At 69.1% G+C, this 17,938-nt stretch carries 16 protein-coding genes; 2 read left to right on the top strand and 14 right to left on the bottom strand.

Going from position 1 to position 17,938, the window contains the following annotated elements; translation table 11 throughout:
* Positions 1-331: 331 nt before the first annotated feature.
* The 9 genes from recO to rpoE form a co-directional block, all read right to left on the bottom strand.
* Complete coding sequence (recO, locus tag GGR71_RS05810; RefSeq protein WP_343160857.1) at positions 332-1,195, bottom strand: DNA repair protein RecO; 864 nt, start codon at positions 1,193-1,195, stop codon at positions 332-334.
* 288 nt (positions 1,196-1,483) lie between these two features.
* Positions 1,484-2,389 (bottom strand): GTPase Era, encoded by a 906-nt coding sequence (era, locus tag GGR71_RS05805; protein ID WP_152237260.1) that lies wholly within the window; start codon positions 2,387-2,389, stop codon positions 1,484-1,486.
* Entirely contained in the window at positions 2,386-3,066 is a 681-nt protein-coding gene (gene rnc / locus GGR71_RS05800) for a ribonuclease III (RefSeq protein WP_048492489.1), read from the bottom strand. Before rnc ends, era begins: the two co-directional genes overlap by 4 nt.
* Entirely contained in the window at positions 3,056-3,433 is a 378-nt protein-coding gene (locus tag GGR71_RS05795) for a DUF4845 domain-containing protein (RefSeq protein WP_010340596.1), read from the bottom strand. The genes rnc and GGR71_RS05795 overlap by 11 nt, the downstream gene beginning before the upstream one ends.
* A gap of 20 nt (positions 3,434-3,453) precedes the next feature.
* Positions 3,454-4,254, bottom strand: a complete 801-nt coding sequence (gene lepB, locus GGR71_RS05790) for a signal peptidase I (RefSeq protein WP_010340595.1) — start codon at positions 4,252-4,254, stop codon at positions 3,454-3,456.
* 110 nt (positions 4,255-4,364) lie between these two features.
* Positions 4,365-6,155 (bottom strand): translation elongation factor 4, encoded by a 1,791-nt coding sequence (gene lepA / locus GGR71_RS05785; protein ID WP_048492482.1) that lies wholly within the window; start codon positions 6,153-6,155, stop codon positions 4,365-4,367.
* Positions 6,156-6,329: 174 nt separating this feature from the next.
* Positions 6,330-7,862, bottom strand: coding sequence for a DegQ family serine endoprotease (locus GGR71_RS05780; RefSeq protein WP_184451718.1), 1,533 nt, complete (start codon positions 7,860-7,862; stop codon positions 6,330-6,332).
* A 98-nt stretch (positions 7,863-7,960) separates the two neighbouring features.
* Complete coding sequence (locus GGR71_RS05775) at positions 7,961-8,926, bottom strand: sigma-E factor negative regulatory protein (RefSeq protein ID WP_160963641.1); 966 nt, start codon at positions 8,924-8,926, stop codon at positions 7,961-7,963.
* Complete coding sequence (gene rpoE, locus GGR71_RS05770) at positions 8,923-9,543, bottom strand: RNA polymerase sigma factor RpoE (protein ID WP_160948332.1); 621 nt, start codon at positions 9,541-9,543, stop codon at positions 8,923-8,925. The genes GGR71_RS05775 and rpoE overlap by 4 nt, the downstream gene beginning before the upstream one ends.
* Positions 9,544-9,781: 238 nt before the next feature.
* On the opposite strand from rpoE, the gene GGR71_RS05765 reads away from it, so the two are divergent.
* A complete protein-coding gene (locus tag GGR71_RS05765; protein ID WP_160963639.1) occupies positions 9,782-11,845 on the top strand; it encodes a 3-hydroxyacyl-CoA dehydrogenase NAD-binding domain-containing protein in 2,064 nt (687 codons plus the stop codon).
* A gap of 391 nt (positions 11,846-12,236) precedes the next feature.
* On the opposite strand, the gene GGR71_RS05760 is transcribed toward GGR71_RS05765, so the two are convergent.
* From GGR71_RS05760 to GGR71_RS05745, 4 genes are all read right to left on the bottom strand, one after another.
* Positions 12,237-13,256, bottom strand: coding sequence for a cation diffusion facilitator family transporter (locus tag GGR71_RS05760; protein ID WP_160963637.1), 1,020 nt, complete (start codon positions 13,254-13,256; stop codon positions 12,237-12,239).
* 64 nt (positions 13,257-13,320) lie between these two features.
* On the bottom strand, positions 13,321-14,514 hold the full coding sequence (locus GGR71_RS05755; protein ID WP_160963635.1) for a zinc-dependent alcohol dehydrogenase: 1,194 nt from the start codon (positions 14,512-14,514) through the stop codon (positions 13,321-13,323).
* Between the two features lie 9 nt (positions 14,515-14,523).
* Positions 14,524-15,057: an SRPBCC family protein gene (locus GGR71_RS05750; RefSeq protein ID WP_160963633.1), complete on the bottom strand. Its 534-nt coding sequence runs from the start codon at positions 15,055-15,057 to the stop codon at positions 14,524-14,526.
* Between the two features lie 73 nt (positions 15,058-15,130).
* Complete coding sequence (locus GGR71_RS05745; RefSeq protein WP_184451843.1) at positions 15,131-15,655, bottom strand: DUF4142 domain-containing protein; 525 nt, start codon at positions 15,653-15,655, stop codon at positions 15,131-15,133.
* A 355-nt stretch (positions 15,656-16,010) separates the two neighbouring features.
* Between GGR71_RS05745 and GGR71_RS05740 the strand changes: the two genes are divergently transcribed.
* Positions 16,011-16,892 (top strand): SDR family oxidoreductase, encoded by an 882-nt coding sequence (locus GGR71_RS05740; protein WP_160963631.1) that lies wholly within the window; start codon positions 16,011-16,013, stop codon positions 16,890-16,892.
* 30 nt (positions 16,893-16,922) lie between these two features.
* Here the strand turns inward: GGR71_RS05740 and GGR71_RS05735 are convergent, their stop codons facing one another.
* The gene (locus tag GGR71_RS05735; RefSeq protein WP_160963629.1) at positions 16,923-17,930 is read right to left on the bottom strand and encodes a YeiH family protein; all 1,008 of its coding nucleotides are present in this window, start codon (positions 17,928-17,930) and stop codon (positions 16,923-16,925) included.
* Positions 17,931-17,938 lie beyond the last annotated feature (8 nt).

Raw genomic sequence — 17,938 nt, 5'->3', positions numbered from 1 at the left:
ACAACGACGCGTCGTTGCAGAGCAGGTGGTTTGACCGGCCGCACGGCGCATCTCGTTTGGGGGGAGCTCCAGCCCCGACGCATGCCGCTAGAAGCGTCGGGACTGAAGTCCCTCCCGCAACGAGCGACACTGCTGATGCGCTGAACTCACAGCACGCCTCAGCACGCGACGGACCTGCAGGAGTGGCTTCAGCCGCGACAGGCGTAGCCGGGACAGCCCGTCACGGCTGCAGCCGCTCCTACGGGCAACCTGGATCCGGTGGAGGCGTGACGAACGCAGGTCGCTCGGGTCCCCACGTGCCGGCTCCCCTCGCGCCGCCGATCCGGTGCGATCACGACGCCGCGGACGGCGGCGCCTTTGCCCCTTCCACGGTGGACTCCGACGTCGACTCGGATGTCGACTCCGTGTCGGATCCCGAATCCGTCGCTGCTGCGCGCGCTGCCGAATCCGGTGCCGCGGCGCTGGCGCTGCGCTGCCGCGCCAGATCCTCGACCATTTCCCAGGATTTGAGGCCGCGCCCGCCGAGGTGGTGCAGCAGCACCACGCGCATGCCGCGGCGCAGGCCAGGCAGATCGTCGGCAGCCGGTTCGGTATCGTCGGCCAGCGCCAGCAGCGCGCGGCCGGTGGCCATGCCGCTGCGCTGGTCGTGGCCGCGGTCGCTCAACAGCCGGCGCGGCCCATGCTCGGCATCGAGCACGTAGCGCGCGGCCGGGTCGATCGGCTCGCCGTCGCCGTCATGGCGCAGATCGAATCCCACGCCCAGCGCCTCCAGCAGGTCGCGCTCGAAGCAACGCAGCGACCAGGCCAGCGGCGCCTCGGCGGCCAGTCGCGCACGCACCCGCGCATAGGCCAGATACAGGTCCGGCGCCGGATCGTCGCGCGGCGCCAGACGCAGGGTCAGTTCGTTGATGTAGAACCCGGCCAGCATCGCCTCGCCGCTCAGCCGCGGCGCCGTGTCCACCGCCTCGGCCGCGCGCAGCTGCGCCAGCTCGCCACGCCGTTGCGCGCTGAAGCGGATCGACTGCAGCGGCTGCAGCGCCGCGCGCAAGGCCTGCTTCTTCGGCCCCTGCACGCCGCGCGCGAGCACGCCGAGCCGGCCGTGGTGCACGCTCAGCACCTCCACCAGCAGGCTGGTCTCGCGCCAGGGCCGGGCATGCAGAACGAAACCGGGTTCGTGCTCGATCAAGGCGGGGATTGGGGATTCGGGAGTGGGGAATCGTAGAAGCGGCGATCCATGGGCGGAACGCTTTGCGAGAAATCGTGGATGCTTGGATCGAGAACTCGCGATTCCCGCAAGTTCGCAAGCCATATCGCCTTCCTGTGGGAGGGGCTTCAGCCCCGACGCTTTAACGGTAGGGCGTCGGGGCTGAAGCCCCTCCTACAGAAAACCTTGCAACAGCCAGCCATCCGCGAAACATCCCGAATCCCGGCCTCCAACAGCCGAAGGCTGGTCATCGCCAATCCCTAATCCCCAATCCCGGCTTCACTCCCCGTAGCCGAACGCCTTCAGCGCGGCCTCGTCGTCGGACCAGCCCTCGCGCACGCGCACCCAGGTCTCCAGGAAGACCTTGGCGCCGAACAGGCGCTCCATCTGCTGGCGGGCCTTGGCGCCGATGTCCTTCAGGCGGGTGCCGCCCTTGCCGATCACGATCGCCTTCTGGCCTTCGCGCTCGACCCAGATCACCGCGCCGATGCGCAGCAGCGCGCCGTCCTCGGCGAAGCGCTCGATCTCCACGGTGGTCGCGTACGGCAGTTCCTCGCCGAGCTGGCGCATCAATTGCTCGCGCACCAGTTCGCCGGCCAGGAAGCGCTGGCTGCGGTCGGTGATCTCGTCCTCGCCGAACATCGGCGGCGCTTCCGGCACCAGCGCCAGCAGGTCGCGCACCAGCGCCTCCAGGCCCTTGCGCTTGAGCGCGGAGATCGGGTGCACGGCGGCGAAGCTGCGGCCCTCGCTGACCTGCTGCAGGAACGGCAGCAGCGCGGTCTTGTCCTTGAGCCGGTCGACCTTGTTGACCACCAGCACCACCGGGATGCCGGCGTCGCTGAGCACGTTGAACGCCAGCGTGTCCTCCTCGTCCCAGCGCCCGGCCTCGATCACCAGCAGGCCGGCGTCCACGCCTTCCAGCGAGCCGCGCGCGGCGCGGTTCATCACCCGGTTCATCGCGCGCTTCTGCTCGCGGTGCAGGCCGGGGGTATCGACCAGCAGCAACTGCCCGGCCGGAAAGCTGGCGATGCCCAGCAGCCGGTGCCGGGTGGTCTGCGGCCGGTTGGAGACGATGCTGACCTTGGCGCCCACCAGGGCGTTGGTCAGGGTGGACTTGCCCACATTGGGGCGGCCGATCACGGCCACGCTGCCGCTGCGGTAAGGGGTTGTCGCTTGTTCGTTCACTTGCTCGAATCCAGTTGCTCGATGGCGGCGGCGGCGGCCTGCTGCTCGGCCAGGCGTCGCGAGGTGCCCTCGCCCTCGGTCACCAGGGCGGGCTCGGCGAGTACGCAGCGTACCCGGAATAGCTTGGCGTGGTCGTCGCCGGTCTCGCTGATCAGTTCGTAGGCCGGCAGGGTCCGCTGCCGGGCCTGCAGCCATTCCTGCAGGCGGGTCTTGGCGTCCTTCTCCACCTTGCCGACCGGCAGCGCCGCCAGTGCGGACTCGAACCAGGGCAGGATGGTGGCGCGGCAGGCCTCGAAGCCGGCATCCAGGTAGATCGCCGCGACCACGGCCTCCACCGCATCGGCCAGGATCGAGTCGCGGCGATGGCCGCCGGACTTCATCTCGCCCGGCCCCAGGGTCAGGCGTTCGCCCAGTTCCAGTTGCCGGCCGATGGCGGCCAGCGAGGCCTCGCGCACCAGCTCGGCGCGGGCACGGGTCAGCGCGCCCTCGTCGGCCTTGGGCCAGCGCTGGTACAGCGCCTCGGCGATCAGCAGGTTGACGATGCCGTCGCCGAGGAATTCCAGGCGTTCGTTGTGCGGCGCGCCGGCGCTGCGATGGGTCAGCGCCTGTGCCAGCAACTGCGGCTCGGCGAAGCGGTGACCGATGCGGTCACCGCGCAGGATGGTCTTACTGGCCACCACGCGTCGTCAGGTCCTGGGTCGCGTCGAACTTGCCGACCACGTCCAGATTGGCGATCAGCGGGCGGCGCACTTCGTAGGCCACGTGCATCTTCACACCGGTATCGGTGCGCTCGAAGGTGACGTCGCCGGGCTTGACGTTGTCCGAATTGTTGATGTCCAGGCGCCGGAACAGCGAGGCCTTGGCCTGCGACGGGTCCATCTCGGCGCTGCCGGCTTCGGTCGCCAGGCCCTTCATCGCCGAGCGTACCGCGTAGAACTCCATGTACATCGGGAACAGCTTCATGCCGATGTAGACGAAGAATCCGACCACCGCCAGCACGATCACGAACGAGGTCAAGGTCATGCCACTTTGCTTGTGCTTCATCGCGCTTCCCCTCACGCAAGTCACTGAATGGTCGTCCCGATCCGCGACGGATCGAAACTGCCGCTGCAGAACCACCCTTCGCAATTGAGCCAGATCAGGAACGCCTTGCCGCGCAGGTTCTCTTCGGGCAGGAAATGGGTCTGGGTCCAGAACCGGCTGTCTTCGCTGTTGTCGCGATTATCGCCCATCACGAAGTACTTGCCCGGCGGCACCACCCAGTCGCCCTGGCCGGCCGGGTTGTTGCGGTCGATCCATTCCAGTTCGGTGTGGGTGCGGCCCGGCAGGTACTCGGTGAGCAGCGTGGCGCCGGTCATCTCGGCGCCCTTGCCCTTGCCGACGTACTCGCCCATGACCTTGTACTTCATCGGCGTGCCGTTGATGTACAGGGTGTCGCCGTGGAAGCCGATGCGGTCGCCCGGCAGGCCGATCACGCGCTTGATCCAGTTCTCGTCCGGCTTGTGCGGCGGCTTGAACACCACCACGTCGCCGCGCTTGGGCTCGCCCACCGGAATGATCTTCTGGTTGGTGATCGGCAGGCGGAAGCCGTAGGAGAACTTGTTGACCAGGATGAAATCGCCGACCAGCAGGTTCGGCATCATCGAGCTGGACGGGATCTTGTACGGCTCGGCGATGAAGCTGCGCAGGATCAGCACCACCGCCAGCACCGGGAAGAACGCCCGCGAGTAGTCGACGATCACCGGCTCGCTGTCGAGCAATCCGGCGCGCGCGGCGCGCCGCTTGGCGAAGAACAGCTTGTCCAGCAGGGTGATGATGCCGGTGGCGAAGGTCAGCACCACCAGCGCGATTTCAAACCATTTCATTCGTGTTCCTTCGGAACGGGATTTGGGATTGGGGATGAGGGGATTCGGCAAAGCGGGATCGGGCAGGCTTGCGCTCTAGCCAATCCCCAATCCCGAATCCCCAATCCCGGCTACTTGTCCATCTGCAGCACGGCCAGGAAGGCTTCCTGCGGGATTTCCACGCGGCCGACCTGCTTCATGCGCTTCTTGCCTTCCTTCTGCTTTTCCAGCAGCTTCTTCTTGCGCGAGACGTCGCCACCATAGCACTTGGCCAGCACGTTCTTGCGCATCGCCTTGACCGTGGTGCGGGCGATGATCTGCGAGCCGATCGCGGCCTGGATCGCCACGTCGAACATCTGCCGCGGGATCAGGTCCTTCATCTTCTCGCACAGCTCGCGGCCGCGGCGGTCGGCGTGGCTGCGGTGGGCGATCAGCGACAGCGCATCGACCTTGTCGCCGTTGATCAGCACGTCCACGCGCACGAACGGGCCGGCGTCGAAACGCACGAAGTGGTAGTCCAGCGAGGCGTAGCCGCGGCTGACCGACTTGAGCTTGTCGAAGAAGTCCAGCACCACCTCGGCCATCGGCAGCTCGTAGCTGATCTGCACCTGGCTGCCCAGGTAGTTGATGCCGATCTGGCTGCCGCGCTTTTCCTCGCACAGCTTGATGATGTTGCCGATGTATTCCTCGGGGGTGAGGATGTTGGCGCGAATGATCGGCTCGCGGATCTCCTCGACCATGTTCAACTGCGGCAGCTTGGCCGGGTTGTCCATGCTGATGATCGAGCCGTCGGTCTTCAGCACCTCGTAGACCACGGTCGGCGCGGTGCTGATCAGGTCCAGGTTGTACTCGCGCTCCAGGCGCTCCTGCACGATCTCCATGTGCAGCATGCCGAGGAAGCCGCAGCGGAAGCCAAAGCCCATCGCCTCGGAGCTTTCCGGCTCGAAGCGCAGCGCGGCATCGTTCAGGCGCAGCTTGTCCAGCGCCTCGCGCAGGTTGGTGTAGTCCTCGGCGTCGACCGGGAACAGGCCGGCGAACACGCGCGGCTGCATTTCCTGGAAGCCGGGCAACGGCTTGCTGGCCGGGTCGCCGGCCAGGGTCAGGGTGTCGCCGACCGGCGCGCCGTGCACGTCCTTGATGCTGGCGGTGACCCAGCCCACCTCGCCCGCACGCAGCGCCGGCAGCACCTTGCGCTTGGGCGTGAACACGCCGACGCTGTCGACTTGGTGGGTGCGGCCGGTGGACATCACCAGCAGCTTGTCGCCGGCCTTGATCTCGCCCTGCATCACCCGCACCAGCGAGACCACGCCCAGGTAGTTGTCGAACCAGGAGTCGATGATCAGCGCCTGCAGCTTGTCGGTGTCGCGCGGCACCGGCGGCGGGATGCGCTGCACGATCGCCTCCAGCACGTCGCGCACGTTCAGTCCGGTCTTGGCGCTGACCGCGACCGCGTCGGTGGCGTCGATGCCGATCACCGCCTCGATCTCGGCCTTGGCGCGGTCGATGTCGGCGGTGGGCAGGTCGATCTTGTTCAGCACCGGCACCACTTCCAGGCCCTGCTCCACCGCCGTGTAGCAGTTGGCGACCGACTGCGCTTCCACGCCCTGCGCCGCGTCCACCACCAGCAGCGCACCCTCGCAGGCGGCCAGCGAACGGCTGACCTCGTAGGAGAAGTCGACGTGGCCGGGGGTATCGATGAAGTTCAGGTGGTAGACCTGCCCGTCCTGCGCGGTATACGGCAGCGACACGGACTGGGCCTTGATGGTGATGCCGCGTTCGCGCTCGATCGGGTTGGAGTCGAGCACCTGCGCTTCCATCTCGCGCGCCTGCAGGCCGCCGCAGAGTTGGATGATGCGATCGGCCAGGGTCGATTTGCCGTGGTCGACGTGGGCGATGATGGAAAAATTGCGGATGTTCCGCATCGAATCAGAGGACATGAGGTGGGCGGCGGCCAGGACCGTCGTCAGGATAACGGGCCATTATCGCATGGCCGGCGGCCGCTGGTGACGGCCGCCGGATTCGCCCCTGCCCCGGGGGCGCCGACCCGGCTGGATCGGCGCCCGCGCCAGCACCCGGCCATGGCCGGGCGCGCGGGATCAGCCGCCGGCGCGCACCGCGACGAAGCTGGTGGTGTCGCGGACGCGGATCAGCAGCATCACCACGTCGCCCTTCTTGTAGGCGCCCAGCTGCTGGTTCAGGGCCGCCACGCTGCCGACCGGGGTACGCCCGACCTGCAGGATCACCATGCCCGGCACCAGCTGCGCGTCGCGCGCGGCACGGCCGGTCACCGCGGTGATGCGCACGCCCTTGCCCGGCTCCACGCCCAGTTGCTGGCGGGTGGCGGCATCCAGGTCGGCCACTTCGATACCGAGCAGTGCGTTGGCGCCGGTGGCCGGGGCGGCATTGTCGCCGACCACCGGGCCTGCATTGGCCTGGGCGTCGTCCGCCAGCGCGGTGAGCTGCACGGTCAGCTCGCGCGGCTTGCCGTCGCGCAGGATGCCCAGGCGTACCTTGGCACCGGGCTGCATCGCGCCGATCATCGGCGGCAGGTCGCTGGAGGCGCCGATCTCGGTACCGTTGACCGTGCGGATCACGTCGCCGACTTCCAGTCCGGCCTTGGCTGCCGGGCTGCCCTGGACCAGCTGGTTGACCAGCGCGCCGCGGGTGTCCGGCAGGCCCAGGCCCTGCGCCTTCAGCGAATCGATGGCGCCGACCATCACCCCGAGCTGGGCACGGGTGACCTTGCCGGTCTTCTTGATCTGCTCGACCGCGCTCATCGCCAGGTCGATCGGGATCGCGAAGCTGATGCCCATGTAGCCGCCGGAAGCGGAGAAGATCTGCGAGTTGATGCCGACCACCTCGCCGCGGGTGTTGAGCAGCGGGCCGCCGGAGTTGCCCTGGTTGATCGCCACGTCGGTCTGGATGAACGGCACGTAGCGCTGGTCGGCGTAGGGGTTGCTGCGGCCGGTGGCGCTGACGATGCCGGCGGTGACCGAGTGGTCCAGGCCGAACGGCGAACCGATCGCCACCACCCACTGGCCGGGCTTGAGCAGGTTGGAGTCGCCGATGCGCACCGTCGGCAGGTTCTTGCCGTCGATCTTCAGCAGCGCCACGTCGTATTGCTGGTCGCTGCCGACCACCTTGGCGGTGAATTCGCGGCGGTCGGTGAGCTTGACCTTGACCTCGCTGGCACCATCGACCACGTGGTGGTTGGTCAGCACGTAGCCATCGGGCGAGATGATGAAGCCCGAGCCCATCGAGCGGCCGGCGGGGCCATCGTCATCCGGCGCGCCGCCGCGCGGCTGCCCGGGCATGCCCGGCATGCCGTCCGGGCCGAAGAAACGGCGGAAGAACTCGGGCATCTGGTCGTCGTCGGGCATGCCGCCGCCGGAGCGCGCGGCCGCGGCGCGGCGGCTGATGGTGGTCTCGACATTGACCACGCCCGGGCCGACCTGCTCGACCAGGCGGGTGAAGTCGGGAAGATTGCCGACCAGTTGCGGCGCAGGCGCGGACTGCGCGGCCGGCGGCGTGGCGCTGGCGGCGCTGGGGCTGGGCTGCTGCGCGCAGGCGGCCAGCGGCACGGTCAACGCCAGCAGGCCCAACAGATGGTGGCGGATACGGTGAGTCATCGGACGCAAGCCTCCGGTTCGGAAAGGGGAACAACGTGGGGACGAAGCAACGGGACCACGCGCCGGAATGAGGCACGGACGCCTGCCGGCGCGCGGGGTCAGGGCTGCGGATGCAGCGGCGGGTTGGCCGTGGCGTCGGCAGGCAATCGGGGTTCGAACGGATAGAACGCCGCCGGATCCGCGCCGCTGCGCGGGAAGCTGGCGGTGAATTCGCTGCCGGTATCGGCGGCCGGCAGGGTCGAGCGCGGCCACGGCCGGGCCTGCAGCGGCGTCGCCGGATGCCCGAACGGATCGCTGGCGCGCTGCACGACCATCGTGGGCGGCGCGACCGGCGCCACGAACGGCGTCTGCGTGGATGCCTTGGCTTGCGGCTTGGCGGGCGCCGCGGATGCGTAGGCGCGCTCGGCCGGGGCGTTGCGGGGGCGCGCGGCCTGTTCGCTGCGCGTGGCGTCGCGTCGCGCTGCTGCGTCCTGGCGGCGATTGGCGGCGATCGCCATCGCCGGCGCGGCAGCAACGGCCGCGGCGAGGTCGCCCTGCGGATCGGCCGGCGCTGGCGCAGGCGTCGGGATCTGCGGCGTGACAGCGGCCGGCGTCGGGGTCGGGGTCGGTACGGTGGCATCGGCGACCTGCGCCGGCGGCAGCGCCTCGGGGGTCTGCGGCAGGCGCTGGGTCACGAACAGCGCGAGCAGCGCGACCGAGGCGGCCAGGGCCGCACTGCCACCCCAGCGCCAGGTGCGGCGCTTGCCGGCGGCACTGGCCGCCTGCGCGCGCACGGCCTGCTGCGCTTCGGCGGCCACCGCCTGGCGCACGCGGGCACTGAAATCACTGGGCGCCGGCACGCTGACACGGCCGCGCAGGATGTCGCCGCACAGCTGCCAGCGCTCGTGGCAGCCGGACAATTCCTCGTCGTGCTGCAGCCGGCGCAGCACGAAGCGCGCTTCGTCGGCCGGCAGTTCGCCGTCGATCAGGGCGGACAGTTGCTGCCGGTAGTGCAGCTCGAACTTGTCCGGCGCGGCGCTGTCGGGCGCCGGCACTGGCTTGGGAAAGGGCGTGCTCTCGGTCATACGCGGTGTCGCTCACGGGTGGCGCTGTCGGTATCCAGCAGGGGACGAAGTTCGGCGTCGATGGCCTCGCGGGCGCGGAAGATCCGCGAACGCACGGTGCCGATCGGGCAGCCCATCTTCTGCGCGATGTCCTCGTAGCTCATGCCCTCCACCTCGCGCAGGGTGATGGCGGTGCGCAACTCTTCCGGCAAGGCGTCGACCGCCTTCATCACCGTGCGTTCCAGCTCCTGGCGCATCAGCTCGCGCTCGGGCGTGTCGGTGTCGCGCAGCCGGGTGCCGCTGTCGAACTGCTCGGCATCGAGCACGTCGACATCGTCGGTGGGCGGCCTGCGGTTGTGCGCGACCAGGTAGTTCTTGGCGGTGTTCACGGCGATCCGGTGCAACCATGTGGAGAACTGGGCGTCGCCGCGGAAGCTCCCCATCGCGCGGTAGGCGCGGATGAAGGTGTCCTGGGCCACGTCCTGACATTCGCTCCAGTCGGCGATGTAGCGCCCGATCAGGCCGACGATCCGATGCTGGTACTTGCGCACCAGCACATCGAACGCCGCGCTTTCGCCGCGCTGCACACGCCGGACCAGTTCCAGGTCCAGCTCCTGGGGTGTTTCGACATCGGCCATAGCGGGCCGCACTCCTGTCAGCCCAACCTACGTCGGACCCTCTGACCGCCAATTCGGAAAAAAGTTCAGCGCCCCTCAGCGGATCGCCGCCCCACGACGTTAACCGGCGTTCCGTTAGGCTGGCGCAAGGCCAGCGGTCGCGGGACGCGCCTCAATTCCCTGGATTGGGATTTGACGCGACGGAAACAACCTCTGGATGATAACGATCTTCTCCATACACAAGCGGATGGTCCTCCCCATGCTTTCAGGCTTCGACGGGCTCCGATTCAGTCACTGGCAAGCGGATATCCGCGGCGACGGCGTCGTCGTGCTCAGCCTCGACCGTCAGGACGCGCCCGTCAACGCGCTGTCGCAGGACGTGCTGCTGGAGTTGGGCAATCTGCTCGAGCGCATCGCCATCGATCCGCCCAAGGGCGTGGTGATCCGTTCGGCCAAGGACAATGGCTTCATCGCCGGCGCCGACCTCAAGGAATTCCAGGAGTTCGACCGCCGCGGCACCGTCAACGACGCTATCCGCCGCGGCCAGGCCACCTTCCAGAAGCTGGCGGAACTGCCCTGCCCCACGGTCGCGGCGATCCACGGCTTCTGCATGGGCGGCGGCACCGAGATCGCCCTGGCCTGCCGCTACCGCGTCGCCTCCAGCGATGCGGTCACCCGCATCGGCCTGCCCGAGACCAAGCTCGGCATCTTCCCCGGCTGGGGCGGCAGCGCGCGCCTGCCGCGGCTGATCGGCGCGCCGGCGGCGATGGACCTGATGCTCACCGGGCGCACCGTGTCTGCTTCGGCGGCACGCGCGATGGGCCTGGTCGACAAGGTCGCCGCGCCGGCCGTGCTGACCGACACCGCGGTGGCGCTGGCGCTGTCCGGCAGCGCCCGTCCCTTCAAGCAACGCGCCACCGCCTGGGCCACCAACACCTGGCCGGCGCGCAAGCTGCTGGCGCCGCAGATGCGCAAGCAGGTGGCGCGCAAGGCGCGCAAGGAACACTACCCGGCGCCGTACGCGCTGATCGGCGTGTGGGAGCGCAGCGGCGGCAGCGGCATCCAGGCGCGCCTGGATGCCGAGCGCAAGGCGGTGGTCAAGCTGGCCAGCACGCCGACCGCGCGCAACCTGATCCGCATCTTCTTCCTCACCGAACGGCTCAAGGCGCTGGGCGGCAAGGAGCACGGCATCCGCCACGTGCACGTGGTCGGCGCCGGGGTGATGGGCGGCGACATCGCCGCCTGGTCGGCCTACAAGGGCTTCGAGGTGACCCTGCAGGACCGCGAGCAGCGCTTCATCGATGGTGCGCTGAGCCGCGCCGGCGAGTTGTTCGCCAAGCGGGTGAAGGACGACAGCAAGCGCCCGGCGGTGGCGGCGCGGTTGAAGGGCGACCTGGCCGGCGACGGCGTGCCGAGCGCCGACCTGGTGATCGAGGCGATCATCGAGAACCCGCAGGCCAAGCGCGAGCTGTACCAGTCGCTGGAGCCGCGCATGCAGCCGACTGCGCTGCTCAGCACCAACACCTCGTCGATCCCGCTGACCGAACTGCGCGAGCACATCCAGCGCCCGGCGCAGTTCGGTGGCCTGCACTACTTCAATCCGGTGGCGCAGATGCCACTGGTGGAGATCGTCTGCCACGACGGCCTGGCGCCGGAGAACCAGAAGCGGCTGGCCGCCTTCTGCAAGGCGATCGACAAGCTGCCGGTGCCGGTCGCCGGCACGCCCGGCTTCCTGGTCAACCGCGTGCTGTTCCCGTACATGCTGGAAGCGGCCACCGCCTACGCCGAAGGCATCCCCGGCCCGGCGATCGACAAGGCCGCGGTCAAGTTCGGCATGCCGATGGGCCCGATCGAACTGATCGACACGGTAGGCCTGGACGTGGCCGCCGGCGTCGGCGCCGAACTGGCGCCGTTCCTGGGCCTGCCGATCCCGGCGGCGTTGCAGACGGTGGAGCCGGGCAAGCGCGGCAAGAAGGACGGCCAGGGCCTGTACGCGTGGGAGAACGCCCGCGCCAAGAAGCCGGAACTGGCCAAGGACTACCGCGCGCCGGACGACCTGGAAGACCGCCTGATCCTGCCGCTGCTCAACGAAGCGGTCGCCTGCCTACACGAAGGCGTGGTCGCCGATGCCGACCTGCTCGATGCCGGCGTGATCTTCGGCACCGGCTTCGCCCCGTTCCGCGGCGGCCCGATCCAGCACATCCGTGCGGCTGGCGCCGACGTGTTGCTCGCCCGCCTGCGTGCCCTGCAGGCGCGCTACGGCGAGCGCTTCGCGCCGCGCCCGGGCTGGGAGTCGCCGGCGTTGCGCGAACCGGTGGTCTGAGGCGCGCACGCGCCTTTCTGTAAGCGTGCGTCAGGGCACCTCCCACGACGACGGTTCGTGCCGCCTTTGGGAGCGGCTTCAGCCGCGACGGGCGTTTCCCGGTAAAACCCGTCGCGGCTGAAGCCGCTCCCACGCACTCTTGCGGCGAACTCGCAGGGTGCACTGTGGGAGAGATTTAAGTCCCGACCCAGTACGCCATCGGAAAGTGTGCCGCTTCGCCCGTCGCGGCTGCATGCCAGGTGGCTCCCACAAAGCAAGCCGCCCTAGCTCGATTGTGGCGAAAGCAGATCGCTGCAGGCGCCCTTCAGCCGCACTCGGCATTCTGGGTCCGCGCCAACGGCAAATCCCGAACCACCGCACCTGCACGAACGCCATCACGCAGCAGCGTTGCTTACGGGTGCGAATGCCCACGCATGTGGCCGTGCCCGTGTGCGGGATGAGCATGACCATGATCGTGGCCCTCATGCCCATGCCCATGCCCATGATGACCATGACCACCACCCTCGCCCGCCGCGGCCGGCGCGCCGCACGGCGTGGCGCCGCAATGGCCGGCTTCCATCTGCAGGGTGATGTGGTCGATGCCGAAGCGCGCATGCAGGCCATCGCACAGCGCAGCGCGCAGGGCATCGGCGTCGCCGCCCTCGGCCACCACCACGTGCGCGGTCAGCGCCGGCGTGCTGGAGGCCAGCGCCCACACGTGCAGGTCGTGCACGCTGGCCACGCCGGGCGCCGACTGCAGGTAGCCGCGCACCGCATCCAGGTCCACGCCCTTGGGCACGCCTTCCAGCAGCACGTTGATCGCCTCGCGCAGCAGCACCCAGGTCCGCGGCAGCACCCACAAGCCGATCAGCACCGCCAGGATCGGATCGATCAGCTTCCAGCCGGTGACGCGGATCGCCAGCGCACCGACGATCACCGCGACCGAGCCGAGCATGTCGCTCCACACTTCCAGGTAGGCGCCCTTCATGTTGAGGCTCTCGCCGCTGCCGGCCTTGAGCAGGCGCATCGAGATCAGGTTGATCAGCAGGCCGAACGCGGCGATGCCGAGCATGCCGACGGTGGCGATTTCCTGCGGCTGGCGGAACCGCTGCACCGCCTCCCACAGGATGTAGCCGGCGACCACGAACAGCAGTGCGCCATTGACCAGCGCGCCCAGCGCCTCCAGCCGCGCGTAGCCGTAGCTGCGCCTGGCATCGGGCGGGCGCCGGCTCAGCCGCACCGCCACCAAGGCGATCATCAGCGCCAACGTATCGGTGGCCATGTGCGCGGCATCGGACAGCAGCGCTAGGCTGTTGGTGACGAAGGCGCCCGCTACCTCCACCACCAGGAACAGCGCGGTGAGGCCGAGCGCCCACCACAGAGGCTGCTCGTGACGGATTTCGGCGGGGGCGTGGCTGTGATCGTGTCCCATGGGGCGACCGGCGACGATGCGGAGGAGATGCCGCCACCTTAAGCCGCCGCCTGCGCGGAGACTATTACACCGCCGGCGCGGCCGCCTGCCCCGGGACGAACACCGCGCGCACGCAGCCGTCGTGCTTGTGCTTGAACATCTCGTAGCCGCGCGCCGCTTCGTCCAGCGGCATGCGGTGCGTGGCCAGGAAGCGCGTCTTGAACGCACCGCTGCGGGCCAGGTCGAGCAGGCGCGGCACGTAACGCTGGCCATGCTGCTGCGCGGTGCGCACGGTCAGGCCCTTGTTCATCACCGCACCCAGCGGGAACTTGTCCATCAGGCCGTAGACGCCGAGGATCGACAGCGTGCCACCCTTGCGGCAGGCCAGGATCGCCTCGCGCAACGCCTGGCCGCGATCGGTGTGCAGGTGCAGCGCCTGCTTGACCCGGTCATAGGCGTAACCGAGACCGGTGCCGTGCGCCTCCATGCCGACCGCGTCGATGCAGGCATCGGGGCCGCGTCCACCGGTCATTTCGCGCAGCATCTCGACCACGCTGTCGACGGCGCTGTAGTCGATCACCTCGTTGCCCAGCACGTCGCGCGCCAGCGCCAGGCGCTCGGGCAGGCGGTCGATGGCGATGACCCGCTCGGCGCCAAGCAGCCGTGCGCTCTGCTGCGCCATCAGCCCAACGCCACCGCAGCCCCACACCGCCACGGTGGCGCCGGGCTGGATGGCGCAGAAGTCGGCGCCCATGAAACCGGTGGGGCCGGCATCGGACAGGAACAGCGCATCCTCATCGTCGACCTCGTCCGGGATCGGGAAGCAGCCGACATCGGCATGCGGCACGCGGATGAACTCCGCGTGCGAGCCGGCGTAGCCGCCGAAGGCGTGGGTGTAGCCGTAGATGCCGGCGGTCGGATAGCCCAGCAGCGGCTCCTGCATTTCCCAATTGGGGTTGGTGTTGTCGCACAGCGAGAATTCCTGGCGTCCACAGTGCCAGCACTCGCCGCAGGAAATGAACGACGGCACCACCACGCGTTGGCCGACGCGCAGGTTGCGCACCTGCGGTCCGACCTCGACCACTTCGCCCATGAATTCGTGGCCGATGATGTCGCCTTCGCGCATCGTCGGCAGGTAGCCATCGATGAAATGCAGATCCGAGCCGCAGGTGGTACTCAGGCCGACCTTGAGGATGGCATCGCGCGGATTGACGATACGCGGGTCGGGGACTGTCTCCACCCGCAGATCGTTGACGCCGTTCCAGCACAGTGCGCGCATGGCAAACCCCTAGTGTTCGTGGTGATCGAGTCCGCGCGCGGACGGGTTGTCGCGCAGCGTCGGCACTTCGCCGCACTCGATCCAGGCCTTGAACCGGTGCAGCACCTTGCCGACCAGCGCATCTGGCGCGGCACCGACCAGCTTGGCCACGGCCTGGGCGACGATGCCGCCCTCGACGCGATATTCCACCGCCAAGGTGGTTTCGCAGCCAAAGCCATTCGGCGCCGCACGCACGCTCAGCGTGGTCTGCAACTGCAACCCGTGCTCGCCACTGCCGTGGTAACGCACCGATTCGCCAAGGCACGCCTCGCCACGCCGGTAGTCCAGCTCAAGGTGGCGCTCCAGCGGCAGGTGCAGGCGCCACCGGGAGGCGTAGCCATCGCCGGACTGCAGTTCGGCCAGTCCAGACAGGACCTGCTGCTGCACGCTCACGTCGCACCAGGCATCGAGGATCTGATGGGGTTCGCCCAGCATGCTGAGCGTGCGCACCAAGCGCGTGCCGTCCAGGGTGACGACCGCGTCGGTTGCCGGGGATTCGCGCATGGGAAAGCTCCTGGCAGGACCGGAATGATCGCGGTACGGGTCGCGGCACCTCGGCCGCGACCCGTCGCGCGGCTCAGCGGGTGGAACCGGCCGGCGCCGCGCCGGCGCTCTGCAGCTGCTGCGCCTTGGCCAGGTGCTCGGCCACATGCGTGCGCGTGGTGCGCAGATGCGCGGCCACTTCCGGGGTCTTGGCCGCGGGGATCAGGGTGCTGTCGAGCATCTGCAGGGCGGCCTGGTGATCCTTGACCATCGCCGCCACGTAGGCCTGCTCGAAGCGATCGCCGTCCAATGCCTGCAGCTTGCCGGCTTCCGCCTTGCCCTTCTGCATCTGCTGCTGCGCGGGCCCGGCCTTGGTGTCGGGCCCCCAGGGCGCGATCTTGGCGTTGTTGTCGGAATGCTCCTTCACCATCTGCATCGCGTAGTCGCGCACCGGACCCTTGACCTGCTTCTGCAAGGCCAGATTGCCGGCGCCGATCTCGCTGGTATTGATCGCCGACAGCACGCCGAGCGCCTGCTTTTCGTTGAGCGCCGCCGAACGCGCACCCTGCATGCTGGTCGACGCCGGCGATGCCGTCGTCGACGGGGTGTTCTGCTGCATCGCGGCGGGATCGCGCGTGCCGGCCTGGCCGGAGGTGTCGGTCTGCGCGTGGGCCAGGCCGATGCCGAGGACCGACAGCAGCGCCAGGGAGAGACCGGAACGGTAAGAACGCATGACAATTTCCTTTTGCGTGACAGGTGCAGCCATGCTCTGCCGCCCCTCGTGAGCGCATGGTTGAACGCGGGTGCAGGCGATGCGAAATGCTGCGCACGCGAAGGAATCAAGGCACCCGCACCATCGCTGTGCAGCAATTCTTGTGATGCCTGCACCGATTGACGCCACCGCGATCCGCACCTCACACCGCACAACGCGCCGCGGCCCACGCTGGGACGACACCACGTCCGGAGCACAGCCCATGGCACAGCGACATCTTCCGCTCGCACAACAGGTGATCGTGATCACCGGCGCCTCCAGCGGCATCGGCCTGTGTACAGCGCTGCTGGCCGCCGAACACGGCGCCCGCCTGGTGCTGGTGGCGCGCAGCCAGGGCGTTCTCGACGCGACCGTGCAGACCATCCGCGATGCCGGCGGCGAGGCGATCGCCGTCGTGGCCGATGTCGCCGAGCGCGCGCAGCTGGACGAGGCCGCGGCGGCGGCGATCCGGCACTTCGGCCGCGTCGATACCTGGGTGAACAACGCCGGCGTGGCGATCTACGGCAAGCTCGCCGACGTGGACGAGGGCGACAGCCGGCGCCTGTTCGACGTGAACTTCTGGGGCGTGGTGCATGGATCGATGGCCGCGCTGCCGCATCTGCTCGCTTGGCGCGGCACCCTGATCAACCTGGGCAGCGAGGCCTCCGAGGCAGTGCTTCCGCTACAGGGCATGTATGCGGCGTCCAAGCATGCGGTGAAAGGCTTCACCGATACCTTGCGGATCGAGTTGGAACATCTGGATGGCGCACCGGTGTCGGTGGTGCTGATCCAGCCAACCGCGGTGAACACACCGTATCCGCAGCATGCGCGCAACTACCTGCGCGAGGAACCGACCCTGCCCAAACCGACGATCGCACCGCTGCGCGTCGCCGAGGCGATCCTGCATGCGGCCGAACACGGCGGCCGCGACGTCAAGGTGGGCCTGCTGGCCAGCGCCAACGTGGCGATGGCCCACCTGCTGCCACGCCTGGCCGACCGGCTCTCAGCGCTGCGCAGCGAACAGCAGCGGCAGGCGCAGCCGGCGCGCGACCCGCAAGGCACGCTGTACCGCGCCGGCGAGAGCGGCCGCATCCACGGCGATTGACCACGAATGCGTCGCGCTGGGCCGCGGCACCTACGGCAACCAGCGCAGCAGCAGCACGCTGAGGCTGGCCAGCGCCAGCAGCGACAGGGTGCCGGCCGCCAGCACACGGCCACCGGAGGCGAGCACCGTGCGCAGGTTCACCGACAGGCCCAGCGCGGCCATCGCCACCAGGGTGAACAGCAGCGACAGCGTTTGCGCCGCTTCGATCACCGGTGCCGGCAGCACACCCAGCGCGCGCAGGCCCATCATGCCGACGAAGCCGAACACGAACCACGGCACCAGTGCATGTGCCGGACGCCGCTGCGCCGGCGCTCCGCCACGGACCAGACCCAGCAGCAGCATCACCGGCCCCAGCATCAGCACCCGCATCAGCTTCACCAGCGCACCGACCTGCGCGCTCAGCGCACCCACCGGCACGGTCGCCGCCAGCACCTGCGGCACCGCGTACACGGTCAGACCGGCGAGGATGCCGTAGTGGCGCTGGTCCAGGCCCAGCAAGGGCACCGCCAGCGGCAGCAGCAACACCACCAGCACGCCCAGTGCAGCGGTGAACGCGATCGCCGCGGCGACGTCGTCGGAGTCGGCGTCGATCACCGGCGCTGCCGCCACGATCGCCGAATTGCCGCAGATCGCGTTGCCACAGGCCACCAGCGTGGCCAGCCGCGACGGCAGCCCCAGCGCGCGACCGATACCGTAGCCGAGCGCGATCGCCAACAGCACCACCGCGGCGATGGCGCCCAGCAACAGGCCACCGGCCGCGCCGATGGCGCCGATCCCGACCGACGCGCCGAGCAGCACGATGGCCACTTCCAGCGGCAGCTTGGCGGCGAAGGCGATGCCGGCGTGGCTAGACGGCGGCAGTCGCCATGCCGTGCGCAGCAGCGTGCCGAGCACGATCGCGAACACCAGCGCATCGATCCAGCGCCGGCCCAGCCACTGCAGTTGCGCGCGCTCGGCTAGCCAGGCCAAAGCGGCGACACCGATGGCCAGGGCCAGCCCGGGCAGCAGGCTGGAAAATCTGTGCAGTGGCGCGTGCATGGGAGCGA

This window comes from Xanthomonas sp. F1, assembly GCF_014199855.1.
Note: the sequence above shows the minus strand (reverse complement) of the source record. Positions and strands in the feature narration are given on the sequence as shown.

Coding starts and splice junctions, on each gene's coding strand:
- GGR71_RS05795 (WP_010340596.1), bottom strand. CDS start 3,433: ATGAAGCACAAGCAAAGTGGCATGACCTTGACCTCGTTCGTGATCGTG.
- lepB (WP_010340595.1), bottom strand. CDS start 4,254: ATGAAATGGTTTGAAATCGCGCTGGTGGTGCTGACCTTCGCCACCGGC.
- lepA (WP_048492482.1), bottom strand. CDS start 6,155: ATGCGGAACATCCGCAATTTTTCCATCATCGCCCACGTCGACCACGGC.
- GGR71_RS05780 (WP_184451718.1), bottom strand. CDS start 7,862: ATGACTCACCGTATCCGCCACCATCTGTTGGGCCTGCTGGCGTTGACC.
- GGR71_RS05775 (WP_160963641.1), bottom strand. CDS start 8,926: ATGACCGAGAGCACGCCCTTTCCCAAGCCAGTGCCGGCGCCCGACAGC.
- rpoE (WP_160948332.1), bottom strand. CDS start 9,543: ATGGCCGATGTCGAAACACCCCAGGAGCTGGACCTGGAACTGGTCCGG.
- GGR71_RS05765 (WP_160963639.1), top strand. CDS start 9,782: ATGCTTTCAGGCTTCGACGGGCTCCGATTCAGTCACTGGCAAGCGGAT.
- GGR71_RS05760 (WP_160963637.1), bottom strand. CDS start 13,256: ATGGGACACGATCACAGCCACGCCCCCGCCGAAATCCGTCACGAGCAG.
- GGR71_RS05755 (WP_160963635.1), bottom strand. CDS start 14,514: ATGCGCGCACTGTGCTGGAACGGCGTCAACGATCTGCGGGTGGAGACA.
- GGR71_RS05750 (WP_160963633.1), bottom strand. CDS start 15,057: ATGCGCGAATCCCCGGCAACCGACGCGGTCGTCACCCTGGACGGCACG.
- GGR71_RS05745 (WP_184451843.1), bottom strand. CDS start 15,655: ATGCAGCAGAACACCCCGTCGACGACGGCATCGCCGGCGTCGACCAGC.
- GGR71_RS05740 (WP_160963631.1), top strand. CDS start 16,011: ATGGCACAGCGACATCTTCCGCTCGCACAACAGGTGATCGTGATCACC.
- GGR71_RS05735 (WP_160963629.1), bottom strand. CDS start 17,930: ATGCACGCGCCACTGCACAGATTTTCCAGCCTGCTGCCCGGGCTGGCC.